General features: G+C 62.9%; 20 protein-coding genes. 14 read left to right on the top strand and 6 right to left on the bottom strand.

Features of this window, described 5'->3' with window-relative positions:
* Positions 1-4: 4 nt before the first annotated feature.
* From P3T24_RS17920 to P3T24_RS17885, 8 genes are all read left to right on the top strand, one after another.
* Positions 5-2,386, top strand: a complete 2,382-nt coding sequence (locus P3T24_RS17920; protein WP_429436475.1) for a xanthine dehydrogenase family protein molybdopterin-binding subunit — start codon at positions 5-7, stop codon at positions 2,384-2,386.
* 15 nt (positions 2,387-2,401) lie between these two features.
* Positions 2,402-3,199 carry an FAD binding domain-containing protein gene (locus P3T24_RS17915; RefSeq protein WP_074263090.1) on the top strand — a complete coding sequence of 266 codons (798 nt, stop codon included), beginning with the start codon at positions 2,402-2,404 and terminating at the stop codon, positions 3,197-3,199.
* Positions 3,200-3,227: 28 nt separating this feature from the next.
* The gene (locus P3T24_RS17910) at positions 3,228-4,115 is read left to right on the top strand and encodes an AAA family ATPase (protein ID WP_074263089.1); all 888 of its coding nucleotides are present in this window, start codon (positions 3,228-3,230) and stop codon (positions 4,113-4,115) included.
* A 5-nt stretch (positions 4,116-4,120) separates the two neighbouring features.
* Positions 4,121-5,362 carry a vWA domain-containing protein gene (locus P3T24_RS17905; protein WP_429436473.1) on the top strand — a complete coding sequence of 414 codons (1,242 nt, stop codon included), beginning with the start codon at positions 4,121-4,123 and terminating at the stop codon, positions 5,360-5,362.
* Positions 5,353-5,925, top strand: a complete 573-nt coding sequence (locus P3T24_RS17900) for a CoxG family protein (RefSeq protein WP_429436470.1) — start codon at positions 5,353-5,355, stop codon at positions 5,923-5,925. The genes P3T24_RS17905 and P3T24_RS17900 overlap by 10 nt, the downstream gene beginning before the upstream one ends.
* Positions 5,898-6,920, top strand: a complete 1,023-nt coding sequence (locus P3T24_RS17895) for an XdhC family protein (RefSeq protein WP_429436467.1) — start codon at positions 5,898-5,900, stop codon at positions 6,918-6,920. Before P3T24_RS17900 ends, P3T24_RS17895 begins: the two co-directional genes overlap by 28 nt.
* A 65-nt stretch (positions 6,921-6,985) precedes the next feature.
* Entirely contained in the window at positions 6,986-7,705 is a 720-nt protein-coding gene (locus P3T24_RS17890) for a type II toxin-antitoxin system RelE/ParE family toxin (protein WP_429436465.1), read from the top strand.
* A complete protein-coding gene (locus P3T24_RS17885) occupies positions 7,683-7,817 on the top strand; it encodes a DNA-binding protein (protein WP_174567499.1) in 135 nt (44 codons plus the stop codon). The genes P3T24_RS17890 and P3T24_RS17885 overlap by 23 nt, the downstream gene beginning before the upstream one ends.
* Before the next feature lie 31 nt (positions 7,818-7,848).
* Here P3T24_RS17885 and P3T24_RS17880 read toward each other — a convergent pair whose 3' ends face one another.
* The gene (locus P3T24_RS17880) at positions 7,849-8,877 is read right to left on the bottom strand and encodes a serine/threonine protein kinase (RefSeq protein ID WP_429436461.1); all 1,029 of its coding nucleotides are present in this window, start codon (positions 8,875-8,877) and stop codon (positions 7,849-7,851) included.
* Positions 8,878-8,947: 70 nt separating this feature from the next.
* A complete protein-coding gene (locus P3T24_RS17875; protein ID WP_074263085.1) occupies positions 8,948-9,160 on the bottom strand; it encodes a hypothetical protein in 213 nt (70 codons plus the stop codon).
* Between the two features lie 618 nt (positions 9,161-9,778).
* Here P3T24_RS17875 and P3T24_RS17870 point away from each other — a divergent pair.
* Entirely contained in the window at positions 9,779-9,964 is a 186-nt protein-coding gene (locus P3T24_RS17870) for a hypothetical protein (RefSeq protein ID WP_074263084.1), read from the top strand.
* 63 nt (positions 9,965-10,027) lie between these two features.
* On the opposite strand, the gene P3T24_RS17865 is transcribed toward P3T24_RS17870, so the two are convergent.
* A complete protein-coding gene (locus P3T24_RS17865; RefSeq protein ID WP_429436459.1) occupies positions 10,028-11,050 on the bottom strand; it encodes a fatty acid desaturase in 1,023 nt (340 codons plus the stop codon).
* Positions 11,051-11,214: 164 nt separating this feature from the next.
* Positions 11,215-12,258, bottom strand: a complete 1,044-nt coding sequence (gene mgrA / locus P3T24_RS17860) for an L-glyceraldehyde 3-phosphate reductase (RefSeq protein ID WP_074263083.1) — start codon at positions 12,256-12,258, stop codon at positions 11,215-11,217.
* 255 nt (positions 12,259-12,513) lie between these two features.
* Between mgrA and P3T24_RS17855 the strand changes: the two genes are divergently transcribed.
* Positions 12,514-12,720 carry a DUF3185 family protein gene (locus tag P3T24_RS17855; RefSeq protein ID WP_074263082.1) on the top strand — a complete coding sequence of 69 codons (207 nt, stop codon included), beginning with the start codon at positions 12,514-12,516 and terminating at the stop codon, positions 12,718-12,720.
* Positions 12,721-12,873: 153 nt separating this feature from the next.
* Here P3T24_RS17855 and P3T24_RS17850 read toward each other — a convergent pair whose 3' ends face one another.
* Positions 12,874-13,635, bottom strand: a complete 762-nt coding sequence (locus tag P3T24_RS17850; RefSeq protein WP_429436457.1) for a phytanoyl-CoA dioxygenase family protein — start codon at positions 13,633-13,635, stop codon at positions 12,874-12,876.
* Positions 13,636-14,041: 406 nt separating this feature from the next.
* Between P3T24_RS17850 and P3T24_RS17845 the strand changes: the two genes are divergently transcribed.
* A complete protein-coding gene (locus tag P3T24_RS17845) occupies positions 14,042-14,395 on the top strand; it encodes a hypothetical protein (RefSeq protein ID WP_429436455.1) in 354 nt (117 codons plus the stop codon).
* 56 nt (positions 14,396-14,451) lie between these two features.
* Here the strand turns inward: P3T24_RS17845 and metK are convergent, their stop codons facing one another.
* Positions 14,452-15,639, bottom strand: a complete 1,188-nt coding sequence (gene metK / locus P3T24_RS17840) for a methionine adenosyltransferase (protein ID WP_074263079.1) — start codon at positions 15,637-15,639, stop codon at positions 14,452-14,454.
* 276 nt (positions 15,640-15,915) lie between these two features.
* Here metK and P3T24_RS17835 point away from each other — a divergent pair, with 276 nt between their 5' ends.
* From P3T24_RS17835 to P3T24_RS17825, 3 genes are all read left to right on the top strand, one after another.
* On the top strand, positions 15,916-16,800 hold the full coding sequence (locus tag P3T24_RS17835; protein WP_429436452.1) for a lipid A biosynthesis lauroyl acyltransferase: 885 nt from the start codon (positions 15,916-15,918) through the stop codon (positions 16,798-16,800).
* A 45-nt stretch (positions 16,801-16,845) separates the two neighbouring features.
* Positions 16,846-17,709, top strand: coding sequence for a diaminopimelate epimerase (gene dapF / locus P3T24_RS17830; RefSeq protein ID WP_429436450.1), 864 nt, complete (start codon positions 16,846-16,848; stop codon positions 17,707-17,709).
* 109 nt (positions 17,710-17,818) lie between these two features.
* Positions 17,819-18,532 (top strand): DUF484 family protein, encoded by a 714-nt coding sequence (locus tag P3T24_RS17825; RefSeq protein WP_074263077.1) that lies wholly within the window; start codon positions 17,819-17,821, stop codon positions 18,530-18,532.
* The last annotated feature ends 17 nt before the right edge of the window (positions 18,533-18,549 follow it).

The following is an 18,549-nucleotide window of genomic DNA, read 5'->3' as shown; positions in this document are numbered from 1 at the left end:
GACGATGAACGCACCCGACCCGCATCCGCTGATTGGCGCCTCCGTCCAGCGCAAGGAAGACTACCGGTTCCTGACCGGCAATGGACAGTACACCGACGATGTCGTCCTGCCCCAGCAAACCTACGCTGTGTTCCTGCGCTCGCCGCATGCGCACGCGCGGATCAAAAGCATCGATACGGCCGCGGCGAAACAATCGCCAGGCGTCGTGGCGGTGTTCACCGGCGCGGATATGGCCGCCGACAACGTGGGCGGCCTGCCCTGCGGCTGGCTGATCCATAGCGTCGACGGCACACCGATGCACGAACCGCCCCATCCGGTGATCGCGCATACCAAGGCACGCCACGTCGGCGACCAGGTGGCGATAGTGATCGCCGATTCGGTGAAGGCGGCGAAAGACGCGGCTGAGCTGATCGAAGTGGACTACGACGTCCTGCCCGCCGCGGTAGATACCGCTCACGCCGCTGACCCAGGTCAGCCGGCCGTGCACGACGAAGTGCCGGACAACGTCTGCTACAACTGGGGCCACGGCGACAAGGCTGCCACCGACGCGGCCTTCGCGAAAGCCGCTCACGTGACGACGCTCGATATCGTCAACAATCGCCTGATCCCGAACGCCATCGAACCGCGTGCGGTGAATGCCAGCTGGTCGCCGCAGGACGACAGCTACACGGTCTATGTGGCCAACCAGAATCCGCACGTCGAGCGGCTGCTGATGGCCGCGTTCGTGCTGTCGCTGCCCGAATCGAAATTGCGCGTGATTGCGCCGGATGTCGGCGGCGGCTTCGGCTCGAAGATCTTTCTGTATGCCGAAGATGTCGCGCTCACGTGGGCGTCGAAGAAAATCCGCCGGCCGGTGAAGTGGACGGCCGAACGTTCGGAGGCCTTCATATCCGATGCGCACGGCCGCGACCATGTGACGAAAGCCGAACTGGCGATGGACGCCGACGGCAAATTCCTCGCCATGCGTGTGCACACCATTGCGAACATGGGTGCGTACCTGTCGACGTTCGCCTCGAGCGTGCCGACCATCCTGTACGCGACGCTGCTCGCCGGCCAGTACGCCACGCCCGCGATCTACGCCGAAGTGAAGGCGGTCTTCACCAACACGGTTCCCGTCGATGCCTACCGTGGTGCCGGACGTCCAGAAGCCACGTATGTGGTGGAGCGGCTCGTCGAAACCGCAGCGCGCGAGATGAATCTCGATCCAGCGGAAATCCGCCGTCGCAACTTCATTCGCTCGTTCCCATATGCGACGCCCGTGGGCCTCACTTACGACACCGGCGATTACGAAGCCTGCCTCGCCCGCGCGCTGGAACTCGCTGACGTGAAGGGTTTCGCAGCCCGCAAGCAGGCCTCGGAGCAAAACGGCAAGCGGCGTGGCCTCGGCTACTCGTGCTACATCGAAGCCTGCGGACTTGCGCCGTCGAACATCGCGGGCGCGTTGGGCGCGCGGGCCGGGTTGTTCGAAGCGGGCGAAGTACGTGTGCATCCGACCGGCTCGGTCACAGTGTTCACCGGCTCGCATAGCCACGGTCAAGGGCATGAGACGACGTTTGCCCAGGTTGTGGCGGACCGGCTCGGTATTCCATTGAACAACGTCGAAATCGTGCACGGCGACACGGGCCGTATTCCATTCGGCATGGGCACGTACGGCTCTCGCTCGATTGCGGTGGGCGGCTCTGCGATCATGAAAGCGCTCGACAAGATCGAATCGAAAGCGAAAAAGATCGCGGCGCATCTGCTGGAAGCGGCGGCAGAAGACATCGAGTTCAAGGACGGCATATTCCGCGTCGCCGGCACGGACCGCACCAAGGCCTTTGCCGATATCTCGCTCGCCGCGTATGTGCCGCACAACTATCCGCTAGACAAGCTCGAACCGGGCCTCGACGAAAGCGCGTTCTACGATCCGACCAATTTCACCTATCCGGCTGGTGCTTATATCTGCGAAGTGGAGGTGGATCCAGACACCGGTGAGTGCCGCATCCAGCAGTTCACTGCGGTTGACGACTTCGGCAATGTGATCAATCCGATGATCGTGGAGGGACAGGTGCACGGTGGCCTGGGCCAGGGGATCGGCCAGGCGATGCTCGAACGCTGCGTGTATGACAACGAGAGCGGCCAGTTGCTGACGGGTTCATATATGGACTATGCAATGCCGCGCGCCTCCGACTTGCCGAGCTTCACGGTGGAAACCGCCAAGGGCACGCCGTGCACGCACAATCCGCTCGGCGTGAAGGGCTGTGGCGAAGCAGGAGCCATCGGCTCGCCGCCGGCGGTGATCAACGCGATCATCGATGCGCTCGCGCCGCTCGGCGTGACGGACCTGCAAATGCCCGCGACGCCGCATCGCGTGTGGGCCGCCATCCACGCTGCGCAACAACCCTGACCGGAGCAAGCCGACATGTACACATTCGACTATCAACGTGCGGCCGATCCGAAAGCGGCGGTCGCAGCGCTCGCCGGTGACAGCGACGCCAAATTTCTCGCTGGCGGCCAGAGTCTGCTGCCCACGATGCGTCTGCGCCTCGCACAGCCCTCCAGACTGATCGACATCACGCGTATCGCCGCCCTCAAGGAGATTCGCGTCGACGCCAACACCGTGACCGTAGGCGCTGCCGTCTGCCACGCGGATGTCGCAGAACACGCCGAGATCCAGCGCGTATTGCCGGGGCTCGCCAGCCTCGCCAGCCATATCGGCGACCGTCAGGTGCGCGCGCTAGGGACGATTGGCGGTTCCCTCGCGAACAACGATCCGGCTGCGTGCTATCCGGCTGCGACGCTCGCGTTGGGCGCGACAATCGTCACTGACCGGCGCCGCATCACAGCTGACGACTTCTTTGTCGGCATGTACGAGACCGCGCTCGCGCCCGACGAACTGATCACCGCGATCGAGTTCCCCGTGGCCGAACGCAGCGCCTATGAAAAATTCCGCAATCCCGCTTCACACTTTGCGCTGGTCGGTGTGTTCGTCGCAAAACGCGCAGATGGCGTGCGGGTGGCAGTGACGGGCGCAGCGGCATCGGTGTTTCGCGCGGCGGAGCTGGAAAGCGCGCTCACGGCGGACTTCACACCAGCGGCGGCGCGAGCGGTGACGGTGTCCGCGGATGAGCTGAACACCGACATGCACGCGAGCGCCGAGTATCGGGCGCATCTGATTCCGGTGCTGACGGCGCGCGCGGTGGCGACAGCGAACGGTTAGTGCGAGGGCGCACGCCCTCAGGAGAATCATGCAGCCCGCTTCAATCGACGACACCCTCGCCCAGCTCGCCGCCCAAAGCTATTTCGCGAACCGCGAACTGGCGACCGCGCTGTTCCTTGCGTTGCGCATGGAGCGGCCGTTGTTTGTCGAAGGCGAGCCGGGGGTCGGCAAAACCGAACTGGCCAAGGCCGCCGCTGGTCTGCTCGGTACGTCGATGTTGCGGCTGCAATGCTACGAGGGGCTCGATACGGCCAGCGCGCTGTACGAGTGGGACTATCCGCGTCAGATCATGGCGCTGCGGCTCGCCGAAGCCGCTGGCGAGCGCCCCGGTAACGACACGCTGTACCGCAGCGAATTCCTGCTCAAGCGTCCGTTGTTGCAGGCGCTGATGCCCGACGAACAGCACCCCGGTGCGCGCCGGGTGCTGCTGATCGACGAGATCGACCGCGCCGACGAACCGTTCGAAGCGTTCCTGCTCGAACTGCTGTCGGACTTTCAGGTGTCGATTCCGGAATACGGCACGGTGCGCGCGGAGCAGCCGCCGCTCGTCGTGATGACCTCGAACCGCACGCGCGAAGTGCACGACGCGTTGAAGCGCCGCTGCCTGTATCAATGGATCGGCTATCCGGAGCGCGATCGCGAACTGGCGATCGTCGCCGCGCGTGCGCCGCAGACCAGCGCGGAACTGCAAAAGCGCGCGGTCGACTTCGTGCATCAGTTGCGCGGCATGGACCTGTTCAAGGCCCCGGGGATTGCGGAAACAATCGACTGGTGCCGCGCGCTGGCCGCATTGAGCGTCACAGAACTCGATCCGCAATCGGTGCAGGACACGCTCGGCGTGTTGCTCAAGTATCAGGACGATCTGGCGCGGATCGACGCGGCACAGATAGCGAAGTGTCTGGCAGTGCCCGGGTAATGGCAATGAACAGGAATCCTGACAATGGACCGCCGCCCACGCTCGCGCACAACGTCGTCCATTTCGTGCGCGTATTGCGCGGCGCGGGGCTGCCGATGTCTCCCGCACAGGCGGTCGACGCCATCGCCGCCTTGCAGTGGATCGATCTCGAGCGCCGCGATGACGTGCGCGCCGCGCTCGCCGCCCTGCTAGTCTCCGCGCCCGACGAACGCGAAACCTTCAACGCCGCCTTCAATCTGTTCTGGCGCGATCCCGACTGGGAAGGCAAGTTGCGCGCGCTGCTATTGCCCAAAGTGCGCGGCGGCCTGCCGCCTCCCAAGCGCAACAACCGCCTCGCCGATGCGCTCGCCGCACGTCCGCCCGGCTCGCGTAACACGCACGCCAAATCCGAAACCGAGCAGCGCGAACTGCACGCTCATGTCACCTTCAGCGCTGAGGAGCGTCTGCGCCACCGCGACTTCGATACCCTCAGCGCCGACGAATGGCGCACGCTGCGCCATGTGATTCGCGCCCACCGTCTGCCGCTCGCCACCGAACCGACTCGCCGCCTCAAGGCTGCCTCGCGCGGCACCCATGCGGACCTGCGCGCCAGCGCACGCCACGCGGTACGCTCGGGTGGCGACTGGACGGTGTGGAAATACCGCGCGGTCGTCGAGCGCAAACCGCCGCTCGTGCTGCTGCTGGACATCTCCGGATCGATGAGTGCGTACTCGCGCGCGGTGCTGTATTTTTGTCACGCGTTGTTGCAATCGCGCGAGCGGCTTCAGGTGTTCCTGTTCGGTACACGCCTCACCAACGCGACGCGTGCGCTGCGCGAGCGCGATCCCGACGTGGCGATCGCGACAATTACCGATCAGGTCGTGGACTGGTCGGGCGGCACGCGCATCGGCGCCGCGCTCGCCGAATTTAACCGGCGCTGGGCACGCCGCGTGCTGACCGGCAGGGCAACTGTGCTGCTCGTCACCGACGGTCTCGACCACGAGGCCATCGACATGCTCGATACGGAAATGGCCCGTCTGCACCGCTTCGCCCACCGCATCGTCTGGCTCAACCCGTTACTTCGATACAGCGGCTTCTCTGCGAAAGCTCGCGGCGTACAGGCGATCCTTCCGCATGTCGATGCGCACCGTCCGGTTCATAATCTCGATAGTCTGGCTGCATTTGGTCGCGATCTGGCGCAGCTGACGCGCACACCTCGCGCGACTAAGGCGGCCGGCACCCAGGCAGGAGTCAGGCAATGGAATTGACCGAAAGCTATACGCTACCCATCTCGCAGCAACGCACGTGGGAAGCGCTGAACGACACCGCCGTCCTGCGCGCGTCGATTCCCGGTTGCGAGAGCATCGAGGCAGACGGCGAGAATGCGTTTGCGCTCTCGATGAGCGCGTCGGTCGGTCCCGTGAAGGCTCGCTTCAAAGGGCGTATGCTGCTGACCGATATCGACGCGCCGCAGACGTATACCATCGTCTTCGAGGGTCAGGGCGGCGTGGCGGGCTTCGGCAAAGGCAGCGCGCGCGTCGTGCTCGAATCCGAAGGCGCCGAGGCGACGAAGCTGACGTACACCGCGAGCGCGCAGGTCGGCGGCAAGCTGGCGCAAATCGGCTCACGGCTCGTCGACGGTGCCGCGCGCAAGCTGGCCGGCGAATTTTTCAAGCGGTTCATCGCGCAGGTGAGCGGCGGCGGCGGAGACGCCGCAGCCGAAACTGCAGCGGCCGCAGACACAGCATCAAACGACGACGCCGATGCAGCATCCGGCGACGATCAGACGAAAAGGAAGAAATCATGGACAGCGTGGATCTCGAAGTCCTGAAGTCCAGTGCACGCTGGCTCGAACAGGGACATCGCGCGCTACTGGTGACGGTGGTGAAAACGTGGGGCTCTTCGCCCCGTCCTGAAGGCGCCATGCTCGCCGTGCGCGACGATGGCCTCGTGGTGGGATCGGTGTCGGGCGGCTGCATCGAGGACGACCTGATCGAACGCGTGCGGCAACGCGGCATCGAACAGAATGTGCCTGAGGCGGTCAAGTACGGCATCTCGGCGGAGGAAGCGCATCGCTTTGGACTGCCTTGCGGCGGCACGATCCAGTTGGTGCTTGAGCCGCTCAGCAAGGCAAGCCTGATCGCTGAATTGTGCGACTCGGTGGAAAACGGCCGGCTGCTCGCGCGACGCCTCGATATGGCAACCGGCACGGTACAACTCGGACCCGCGCAGGCCACTGATGGCGTCGACTTCGACGGCGAGCGCTTGTTGACGATCCACGGGCCGCGCTACCGGATGCTGGTGATCGGCGCGGGGCAATTGTCGCGCTATCTCTGCCACATTGCGGTGGGGCTCGACTATCAGGTGACCGTCTGCGATCCGCGCGAAGAGTACACCGACGAATGGGATATACCCGGCACGAAGATCGTCCGCACAATGCCCGACGACACAGTGCTCGAGATGAAGCTCGACGAGCGTTGCGCTGTCATTGCGCTGACGCACGATCCGAAGCTCGACGACCTCGCGCTCATGGAGGCCTTGAAAACACCCGCGTTCTATGTCGGCGCACTGGGCTCGCGGCGCAACAACGCGGCCCGTCGCGAGCGGCTCAAGGAGTTCGATCTGAACGATACGGAACTGGCCCGGTTGCACGGGCCGGTGGGCATCTATATCGGTAGCCGGACGCCGCCGGAGATCGCCGTATCGATTCTCGCCGAAGTGACGGCTGCCAAGAATGGCGTTTCGCTGCCCACGCTGCTGCAGGTTGAAGGCGCGAAGGCCGCACGGGAAGTCGCTGCGAGCGGCGGAACGACTTGCAGCGTGTAGTCGTTCGCAATCCTCTTCAACGTTAGCCATTCGGCTGACTGGTATCCCACCCGCAAATCCATAGCATGGCCTCATGCACGGCTCGTCCGTGGCCGGACGAAACGTTCGTCGCGCAAGTCGTTGCGACGCCGCTTTCGGCCGCCGCGTTCCGTGCACATAAATTGACAATTATTCCTTTGACGGAATATTCCATGGAGGCTATATTTATGGCGTGGGACGTTGAACATACGGATCTGTTCAGTGCCTGGTGGGCGGGCCTGACAGAGAAGGAACGAGAGTCGGTCGACAAAACGATTTATCTGCTTGAAAACGTCGGCCCCCAATTGCCGTACCCGTACAGCAGCCAGGTGAAAGGCTCGCAGTTCGGCCGCATGCGTGAGTTGAGAATCCAGCACGCCGGCCGGCCGTTTCGTGTGCTGTACATCTTCGACCCTATGCGCACCGGCATCCTGCTGCTCGGTGGTGACAAGACCGGCAAAGACCGCTGGTACGCGGTCAACATTCCGCGTGCCGATGCGTTATATCGCGCACATCTGGCGCGGCTAGATCAAGAAGGAGTGAATGATGGCGAGAAAATATTCAGAGTTGCGCGCGCAGATGTCACCCGAATCACGCGCCCGGGCAGAGCAGGGAGCCAAAGATCTGATCGCGGAAATGGCGCTCTCCGAATTGCGTCGTGCGATGGGTTTTTCGCAGGAAGGTCTGGCAACCGTGATGAACGTGAAGCAACCGAGCGTCGCAAAGCTCGAGCAGCGAACGGACATGTACGTCTCCACGCTGCGTGATCATATCCATGCGTTGGGCGGTGAACTGGTTTTGATCGCTCGCTTTGCCGATCGCGATGTGAAGATCAGTTCGGTGGGCGGACCGTCTACGTCGAAAGACGCAGCGGCCTGAACCGCCGCGGTCCTCAGGGGCCGACAGGCGGCTATACCGGCCAGAGCGGCCCTTCCTGCATCGCGCCCAGCTGCTCACGCATCTCGAGAATACGGTCTTCCCAGTAGCGCTGCGTGTTGAACCATGGAAAGGCCGCAGGAAACGCGGGGTCGTCCCAGCGGCGTGCCAGCCATGCCTGGTAGTGAATCAGCCGCAGCGTGCGCAACGCTTCGATCAGATACAGCTCACGCGGCTCGAACTCGCAAAAGTCTTCGTATCCCGCCAGCAAATCGGTGAGCGCGCGCGACGCTTCCGCACGCTCGCCCGGCAGCAACAGCCACAGATCCTGTACCGCCGGCCCCATGCGGCTATCGTCGAAGTCGACAAAGTGTGGACCGGCATCGGTCCACAGCACATTGCTCGGATGGCAGTCGCCATGCATACGCAAACCGCGGATTTCTCCGGCTCGCTCGAATGCCTGCTGAACCCCTGCGAGTGCCAGGTTGATCACTGTCTCCCACGCCGTGCGCACATCGTCAGGAACGAAGCGTTGCGACAGCAGGAAATCGCGCGGCTCATAGCCGAAGGTCTGAATGTCGAGCGTAGGTCGTGCGGTGTAATCCCGCGTCTGTCCCACGGCGTGGATGCGGCCGATAAAGCGGCCCAGCCATTCGAGCGTATCGCGCCGGTCGAGATCCGGGGCGCGACCGCCTCGCCGCTCGAAGATCGAAAAGCGAAAACCGTCGAACGTATGCAGCGTACGGCCTTCGAAGACGCGCGCGGGCACCGCCGGAATCTCGCGTTCCACCAGTTCGGCCACAAACGCATGCTCTTCGAGAATCGCTTCGTCGGTCCAGCGCTCGGGCCGGTAGAACTTCGCGACAACGGGCGGACCGTCCTCGACGCCGATCTGATAGACGCGGTTCTCGTAGCTGTTGAGCGGCAGCATGCGGCCATCGGTGCGCACGCCAACCGTGCTCAGCACGCTGTCGATAGCGTCGAGCACGCACTCCGGCTTAAGCCGGGCGAAAGGCACGGTGCCGGAGGCATCGTCCTGCGAATCGTGAGGTTCGTAGTTCATGCCCGCATTGTGCGCCGCGCCGTCGTCAAAGACGAGCGTTGCAGCGACACGCGCGGGCTACAACCGGCGTTCAGTGCATCTGCGCACTGGCTGGGCGCACGAGTTCGCCTGTATCGATAAGGTCTTCGAGGAAAAAGGGTTCTGTATTGAGTTGCAGCGAAGTGCCGGGTTCGCCGGCATACCACGCCACCATCGCCATGTCGCCCAGAATGCGCATGACGATTCCGCGCGCGCCCTGCGGCACTGCGATATGCACGGATCGGACGATAGAACCGACTTGCATGATATTTCCCCGTTCTCACGTAGCCGGCTATATGAGGATCGTGCCGGTCGAGGTGATGATAAAAAGCGCCGCTTCGCCGAACACGTTGCGCACGCACCTAAGTTTCTCCGCGTCGCACGCGGTGGTGGTGAAGCTCATTGTTGCCGTTTTGCGGGTGAGGGAAAAGCGGAAACTCGCAGTACATGACCCTTCATTTCAGCGCTTTCCTCTCATCGACTCCAGCAAAACGCCAAGCCGATGGCCTCACTGTACCGCATCATTACGGGTCATCATAAACCTTGCGGCACTGATATATCAAAAACATGAGCCCAGGGTTCTTGCCTGGGCTGAACCCCGAGGAAACCGCAGTACAGTGTGAGTAGGAAGCCTGACGACCACTCGCGGGCTCACAGAAAGGACAATGTAATCGAACGCCAGAATACGGCGCTGCACGATGGTCCTTTGACAGAAAGCGCTCAGCCCCGCTGGGCAAGCCTTCGGTGCGCCCAGGAGCGCCGCTGCAGTGCCACAAACAACTCCGACAGCAGTTCAGCCGTCGCCTATACTCGAAACAAGCGTGACAGCCACAGCAAACTAAAAAGACCGTCGCTGGCCGCGCGAAGATACAAGGAGACGAGCATGACGACCTACTTTACGATCGCCGATTTCATCCTGATCATTCCGATGGCACTAGCGGGCGCCCTGTTTCTCGGCGCGCTACCCTGCAAGACAGAATTTCGGCACAACGTCTTCCGCCTGATCGGCGCCCTGTTGGGCGTGGGCGTCGCGGTACTGCTAGTAGAAGGACTTCCAGCGCTCGTCTAGCCCCGCCCGGGAATCCACCTGGGAGTCTTTAACAAGCCGCAATCAGATAGCTGGTGAGGCAGCTTAGCGCGTGGTCGCGTCCAACGCGCCCGGCCCCTTGAACTGGCGTAACGCGCTAAGGAAATAGGCGGGGTCGTTGGATCCGCCCGATTCGCTGCCTGCTGCTCGGTCGAGCGAATCGAGTGCGGGTAGAGCCGTCCACGGCAGCGTCGGATGCTGATGATGCAGGCGATGCAGATGGTGGTTCATCAGCACATCTTGCCATCCACGCGGCACGCGGAAATTGCGCGAGCGCCCGGGCTGATCCAGCGCGACACCATGATGCGGAAGGTTGTCAGCCAGCGAGAGCCATACGCCGCGCAAATACATCGTCAAGGCCAGCACCGGCCACCACGTTCCGTACAGGTAAAAAGCAAGCACGAACAAACCGAGCGTCAATAGCCAGTCGCGACGGATTCGTGCGCGTCGCGCGGGGTCGGCCGCGAAGCTGGTGAAATGACGCTGCACGTCGACGCCGACCGGTCCCTGCGAGCCGATAGCGCGAGCCACGAGCGAACGCGCGACGTTAGCGGGCGCGAATGCAAGCAGCGGGATCATCAGTTCCCCTGCGTACAGCCCACCGAGCAAACGTCCGTAGTAGCTCACCCAGCAAGGCCACACTTCCGCGACGGGACGGCTGCGATCGAGCACATCCGGGCGATCAAAAGGCTCACGCGTAAAGCGATGATGCATCAGGTGTCCGAAACGTACCGCGTCGAACGGCAACGCAAACGCAATGGCCAGCGCACGTGCAACACCTTCGTTCAGACGCCGTCCAGCAAACAGTTGTCCATGAATCGCCTCGTGAATCAAACCCCAGTGCGTGGGTGTCAACACAACCAGCGGCACGATCAGTAGCAGCGCCGGCATGCCCCATGCGCGCAGCAGCGCGGGAAGCGCAAATAGCTGTAGCGCGGTCGCGATCGTCACGACCGTCAGCAACGTGAGATTGGCACGTACGTCGATGGCAGCGCGTTTGGACGCGCGTCGTCCATGCGCCGTGGATTGCGTTGCCGGGCCGCCCTGGGCGACCGCACCTGGGTCCATCTTCCCTCCGTCGAGACGACATCGCCCGCGACCTTAGCAGTGCTGTATGACAGCGGGAAGAACGGTGTCACCGGGTAACAGCGCGTAACGGAAAGCCCAAGCCCATAAAGGAAAGCCGCCTTACGGCGGCTTTCAGAATCACACTATGTCAGGCAGTTTGACGATCAGACCGCCTGATCCGTCGAGGGCTTTTCCCACAGGTTGACGCCACCCTCGGTCGCGAAGCGATCGATCTCCGCCAGCTCTTCGTTCGAAAACTCGAGGTTCTTCAGCGCGCCCACGTTCTCAACCAGCTGCTCGGGTTTGCTCGCGCCGATCAGCACCGACGTGATACGGCCACCGCGCAGTGCCCACGCGAGCGCCATCTGCGCGAGACTTTGACCGCGGCGCTGGGCGATTTCATTGAGCTTACGCACATGCTCGATGTTCTGCGCACTGAGGTGGTCCTGCTTCAGCGAGTCGCCGCCCGGTTTGTTGACGCGTGCATCTGCCGGCACACCGTTCACGTACTTGCCGGTCAACAGACCTTGCGCAAGCGGCGTGAAGGCGATGCTGCCAGTGCCAATTTCGTCGAGCGTGTCGAGCAGCTCATGCTCGACCCAGCGGTTCAGCATGTTGTACGCCGGCTGGTGGATCAGCAGCGGCACCTTGTATTCGGCGAGCAGCTTCGCCATCTCGCGGGTCTTGGCGGCTGAGTACGACGAAATCCCGACGTAGAGCGCCTTGCCCTGTTGCACGGCGCTCGCCAGTGCACCGGCGGTTTCTTCGAGTGGCGTGTCGGCGTCGAAACGGTGCGAATAGAAGATATCCACGTAGTCGAGCCCCATGCGCTGCAGGCTCTGATCGAGACTCGCGAGTACGTATTTGCGCGAGCCGCCGCCCTGGCCATACGGACCCGGCCACATATCCCAGCCGGCCTTCGACGAGATCAACAGCTCGTCGCGGTACGGCTTGAAATCGTCCTTGAAGATGCGCCCGAAATTCGTTTCGGCACTGCCGTACGGCGGCCCATAATTGTTCGCCAGATCGAAGTGCGTGATGCCGAGATCGAATGCAGTGCGCAGGATGTCGCGTTGCGTCGAGATCGGCGTGGTGTCGCCGAAGTTGTGCCACAGGCCCAGCGAAAGCGCCGGCAGTTTGAGGCCCGACTTGCCGCAAACGCGGTATTGCATGTCCGAATAGCGTGCTGGAGCTGCTTCGTAAGCCATTGCTTGAATCCTTGGTGAAGAAGGAAGGAGAGTTGTCAGGCAGCCGCGGTGCCAACTGTCTGGCGGGCCTGGCCGGCCGTGACTACTATGTTGCGCGGCCGCGCACGGTTTCATGCGGGGTGTGACGAACCAACTATATTAGCGAATCGTCGAAAGGATTGCAGGCGTCCATTATGCGGGACACGTGAAGCTTGCACATGGACGCGCCCTTGACGCTCCCCTACACTTCCACGACTTTTCTACAGGAGGAAGTTCATGACCAAAGCGATTTCGCTCGCATTGATTGTCGGCGGCGTGGTGCTGCTGTATTTCGGCGGCCAGGCGTTCCACTCGTTTAGCAGCGACGTGTCGCGCGTCTTCACGGGCTCGCCGACCAACAAGGCCATCATGCTGATCGCAGGCGGCGTGATCGCCACGCTCGCAGGTCTGATCGGAATGGCGACTTCAGGCGGAAAACGCTGAGGCAGGCGACCGGCTGTGGGACTCCGCTGCGCAGGCCGGTTTTAAACGTCCCCGCAGCGGGGTTGGGCGACACGCGATGGCCTACGGGTCGCATTTTCTGCAACGAAGGATTGAACGCGAGCCGGTCCAGCGCGCCCCGGCCTTACGCGACCCTCAGAATGCAATCTCCGGCTTCGACGCCGAACGCGAACCCGGTAACGGCACATTGCTCGCGCCGTGATAGGTGTACACCAGCGAAAACTTCACCTGGTCGCTGAGATTCTTGCCGGCCGAATGCAGCGTGTTGCAGTGGAAGAACACCACATCGCCCGGCTTGAGTTCCGGTGACACCGCCGTCCGGATCAGCGCCTGATTTTCCGGCAGATCGGAGCGGAAGAATTTCGCTTCGTCGAAACGATCCGACGTGAACGTCGCGGTATGCGATTGCGGCACCAGCCACAGCGCACCGTTATCCACCGTTTCAGGACCGAGCGCGAGCCACACCGAAACCAGGTCATCACGCTCGAACGACCAGTAGCGCACGTCGCGATGCCAGCCTGTCAGGCTGCCATACGCGGGATGCTTGGTCATCATGCAATTGTGATGCGCCCGCGAGAGGCGCGGCTCCTCGCCGAAATAGGTTTCCATCCAGCCGCGGATTTCCGGCGCCGTGGCCCACTCCGCAAAACGCGGATGGCGTGCATACGCATCGAGCAGGCGCCGCACGGTATGGCCGCCGGGCGCGTGCTTCGACTCCGGCGCGCCGGGGTACTGCAGATCCGCCTCGAATTCGATCGGCGTGGCTGCTTCCTGCAACTGCCGCTGCGCGATCTGCTTCAGCTCGCTGCAGCGCTCGGGCGAAACCAGCCCCGGCACTACGACGAAGCCCCGTTCCCGCAACACCTGAACCTGTTCTTTCTTTGAGTGACCTAACATGGGTATTCCGTTACTTTCTACTGACCGATGCTCGATTGTAAAACGTGCGCGATCAGCGTGCGGAGTTTGCCGCGCTCCCATCCCGGACGGGTGCACGCGACAGGGGCGGGCGTGCACGCTTATCGATCGCAAAGGGTCCGACCGTGAGCGCTTTACAGCACGATCTGCCCCGTAAAAACCCGCAGACGCGAGGGTTATAACGGACTTTCTGACGTCACGATTCGCGTGTAGCCTGCACCCATGTTGATTGCAATTCCCGCTGCGTTCCTTTGCGCACGGCCTCCGCAGGTCGCTGCCGCCACTTCCCGCTCAGTTTTCGGGCTTGCGCGTCCATCCCGCTGGCATAGATGGTGCTCGTTTTTATAGCACCTCCCGTCGCGTGACACGCTGCCTACATTTCGAAGCCATGCACACTCTCCTGAATGCCCGTCTCACCCGCGCCGCCCTCAAGGCAGCGCGTCCCGCGCGCCGGCACGTCGTGCGTGCGCTGCGCCATCACGCAACCCGCACCCGTGCCCTCGCCGGCCAATGGCGCGAGGCCAAACCGGTCGACAGCATCCGCACGTGGTTCCAGATGTTTTTCACCGCGCTGCGTACGCAAGCCGGCTCGCGCCGCTTTTCGCTACGCACGCTCCTGCGCAAGCCGACGCCGCGTCGCGCGCTGCCGCCAAAACGCGTAAGCGCGCCGCGCAGCACAAGTCGCCGCCCACGCCGGATGTCGTTTGGGCATGAAGGCTGGTTCGGCTTCGCGGGCCTTTAATAGAAAAAGCCCCGCCGGCTCAACGCCGGCGGGGCTTTTTGCTGACGCAGTACGCGTTAGACGACTGCGGCAACCGGCTCCGTACCAGCAGCCTCGGCGAGGGCCAACGCCTTGTCCGTCGCTTCCCACGTGAATTCCGGCTCTTCGCGGCCGAAGTGGCCGTAAGCCGCGCTCTTCTCGTAAATCGGACGCAGCAGATCCAGCATCTGGATGATGCCCTTCGGACGCAGGTCGAAGTGTTCCTGCACGAGGCGCGTGATCGTTGCATCCGACACGCGGCCCGTACCGAACGTGTTGACCATCACCGACGTCGGCTGAGCCACGCCAATCGCATACGACACCTGAATCAGGCAACGCGACGCCAAGCCCGCAGCCACGATGTTCTTCGCGACATAACGGCCAGCATAAGCGGCCGAACGGTCGACCTTCGACGGATCCTTGCCCGAGAACGCGCCGCCGCCGTGCGGTGCCGCGCCGCCGTACGTATCGACGATGATCTTGCGGCCGGTCAGGCCACAGTCGCCTTGCGGACCGCCAATCACGAAACGGCCAGTCGGGTTGACCAGGAACTTGATGTCGCCCTTGATCAGCTCGGCCGGCAGCGTCGGCTTGATCACTTCTTCGATCACGGCTTCGCGCAGCGTGGACAGTTCAATATCCGGCGAATGCTGCGTGGACAGCACGACCGTATCGATCGAATGCGGCTTGCCGTCGACATAGCGCACGGTGACCTGCGACTTCGCATCCGGGCGCAGCCAGGGCAGACGGCCGTCGCGGCGCAGGTTGGCCTGGCGCTCGACCAGACGGTGCGACAGATGGATCGGCAACGGCATCAGTTCCGGCGTTTCTTCACACGCAAAGCCGAACATCAGACCCTGGTCGCCGGCGCCCTGATCGAGGTTGTTGTCGTGTGCACGGTCGACGCCCTGGGCGATGTCCGGCGACTGCTTGTCGTACGCGACAAGCACCGCGCAACCGCGATAGTCGATACCGTAGTCGGTGTTGTCGTAGCCGATGCGCTTGATCGTATTGCGCGCGACCTGGATGTAGTCGACGTTCGCAGTGGTGGTGATTTCACCGGCCAGCACGACGAGACCCGTGTTGCACAGCGTTTCCGCGGCAACACGTGAGTATTTGTCCTGAGTCAGGATCGCGTCGAGAATCGCGTCCGAGATCTGGTCCGCCACCTTGTCCGGATGGCCTTCGGAAACGGATTCTGAGGTGAAGAGATAGTCGTTTGCCACGTTGCAGACTCCTGTTGTGTGGTTACGGTTGAGTTTCACGTAGCCAGCTCCGGAAGCCTGAAGCGGCGACGCTTTAGCGGATTTCCTGACTGCCCGGTGCGTATCACGTGGATCGCGCCCGGCAGCTTCGCCCCGCAAGTTGTCTATTAACTCGGCGAAGCCCTTATTATAGCGACTTCCTACAATTGTCACAGAGTACCCACGCGTGTTGTATTTCGACTCGTTTTCGGTTTTCTCAAACGTAGCGTCCTCGTGCGCGCGCCGCGGAGCGTCAGCATGCTGAGCCGCTTCGGATCCAAACTCGCCATCGGACTGCTGAAACTGTTTGCGCTATTGCCATACGGAGTGATCGCCCGCCTCGGCGACGGTCTCGGCTGGCTGCTGTATCAAATCCCCAGCAATCGCAAACGCATCGTACATATCAACCTGAAACTGTGCTTCCCCGAGTGGAGCGACGAACGCCGCGAGGACGTCGCCCAGAAGCACTTCCGCCATGCGATCCGCAGCTATGTGGAGCGCAGCGTGCAGTGGTTCGGCTCGGCCAGCAGGCTCGAGAAACTGATCCAGCTCGACAGCGCGATCGACCTCACCGATCCCAACCTGCCGCCCACGCTGTTTCTCGGTTTTCACTTTGTCGGCATCGAGGCAGGTTCGATCTTCCTCAACTACTCGCTGCATCGACAGTGCGGTTCGTTGTATCAGCCGATGTCGAACCCGGAACTCGAGGCAGTCGCCAAGGCGGCGCGCGCACGCTTCGGCGCGGATATGGCGAGCCGCGCGGACAGTGCGCGCATCGTGCTGCGCTGGCTGCGCGACAAAAAGCCGGTCATGCTGGGGGCCGATATGGACTACGGCATGCGCAATTCCGCCTTCGTACCGTTTTTCGGCGTACCGACCTGCACGCTGACCGCCGTCGGACGGCTTGCGAAGGTCGGCCAGGCGCAGGTGGTGCCGTTTATCGGCGAGGTGCTGCCCCACTACAAAGGCTACCGTCTCAAGGTGTTCAAGCCGTGGGAAAACTACCCGACCGGCGACGACGAGGCCGACGCGCGCCGCATGAACGCTTTCCTGGAAGAGCAGATTCCGAAGATGCCGGAACAGTACTATTGGGTGCACAAACGCTTCAAGACGCGGCCGCCGGGCGAGCCGAGCGTGTATTGAAACGCCGTTAGCCGCATGTCCGCGCGCGTCACTTACAATAGCGCCATGAGACTGAAATTCACCAAGATGCACGGCGCGGGCAACGACTTTGTCGTGCTCGACGGCTTTACGCAGCCGCTCAGCCTGAGCGGGGAGCAGGTGCGCGCGCTCGCGGACCGGCACTTCGGCGTCGGCGCCGACCAGTTGCTGCTGGTCGAAAAGCCCACCATCGACGGCGTGGATTTCAGGTACCGCATCTTCAATTGCGACGGCGGCGAGGTCGAGCATTGCGGCAATGGCGCACGCTGCTTCGTCAAGTTCGTGCGCGACATCCATCTGACCGACAAGCGCAGCGTGCGCGTCCAGGTGCAGAACGGCATCCTCACGCTGACCATGCAGGACAACGGCGAAGTCACCGTGGACATGGGCATGCCGGTGTTCGAACCGGCCCGCGTGCCGTTCGATGCGAGCGGCCTCGACGGCCGCCGGGAAGGCGACGACACGCTCTGGCCGCTCGAGGTGAACGGCACCACGCGTTGGGTCTCGGTCGTTTCGATGGGTAATCCACATGCAGTGCAGGTGGTCGACGACGTCGAGGCGTTTGCCGTGCTCGTCGACGGCCCGCTCATCGAGCATCATCCGCGCTTCCCACAACGGGTGAACGCCGGCTTCATGCAGATCGTCGCGCGCAACGAAATCAGGCTGCGTGTCTACGAACGTGGCGTTGGCGAAACGCTGGCGTGCGGCACGGGTGCCTGTGCAGCGGTCGCCGCCGGCATTCGCCGCGGGCTGCTCGAAGCGCCCGTGAAGGTACACACCCACGGCGGTACGCTAACTATTTCCTGGAACGGTGAGCACGAAAACACACCGCTCCTGATGGCCGGTCCCGCTGCGACCGTCTTCGAAGGTGAGATCGAACTGGCCGACTGAGCGAACGAACGCGTGGCCGGATGCACAGCCCGCGCCTGACCCGACCAGTGGCCAGCTACCCCCAATGACCGATGCGCCCGCTTAAGGGCGTAGTCCTTTAGCCGAAACCATGAACGATCGCGAAGTCGCCGAATACCTGCTCGCCAACCCCGACTTTTTCGCGGAACACGCGGAAATGCTCGCGACCATCAAGCTCGCGAATCCGCACGGCAAATCCGCGGTTTCGCTGCAGGAACGGCAGATGGAAATGCTGCGCGACAAGAACAAGCTTCTCGAACGGCGTCTTGCCGAACTGCTGCGCTACGGGCACGAGAACGACAGCATTGCCTCGAAATTCAACCGCTGGACCACCCGAGTGATGTCAGAGCGCGATCCGTACGCGCTGCCGCGCACCATCGCCAATGGCCTGCGCGAAGTGTTCGACGTGCCGCAGGCAGCCCTGCGTGTGTGGGACGTGGCCGAGCCGTACACCCAGGCGGACTTCGCGCGCCAGGTGGGCGAGGAAGTCCGCATCTTCGCCAATAGCCTCACCAGCCCGTATTGCGGTGCGAATACCGGTTTCGAAGCGGCGCAATGGCTGGTGCCGGCGGTGACCTCCGTGCCCGCGGAAGGCGCTGCGGCACAGGAAGGTGCGCACGCAACGGAATCGATCGCGTTGCTGGCCCTGCGTGAACCCGAGAGCAACGAAGATGCGCCGACTTTCGGCCTGCTGGTGATGGGCTCACCCGACCCGCGCCGCTTTCACGAAGGCATGGCAACCGACTTCCTGACGCAGATCGGCACCTTGGCCAGCGCGGCGTTGAGCCGTCTGCTGCCGCGCTGACGCGCCCGGCTGTCCGC

Source organism: Paraburkholderia sp. GAS33 (assembly GCF_050436645.1).
Taxonomy (GTDB): Bacteria; Pseudomonadota; Gammaproteobacteria; order Burkholderiales; family Burkholderiaceae; genus Paraburkholderia; species Paraburkholderia phenazinium_B.
This window is presented reverse-complemented; position numbering and strand designations above follow the sequence as displayed.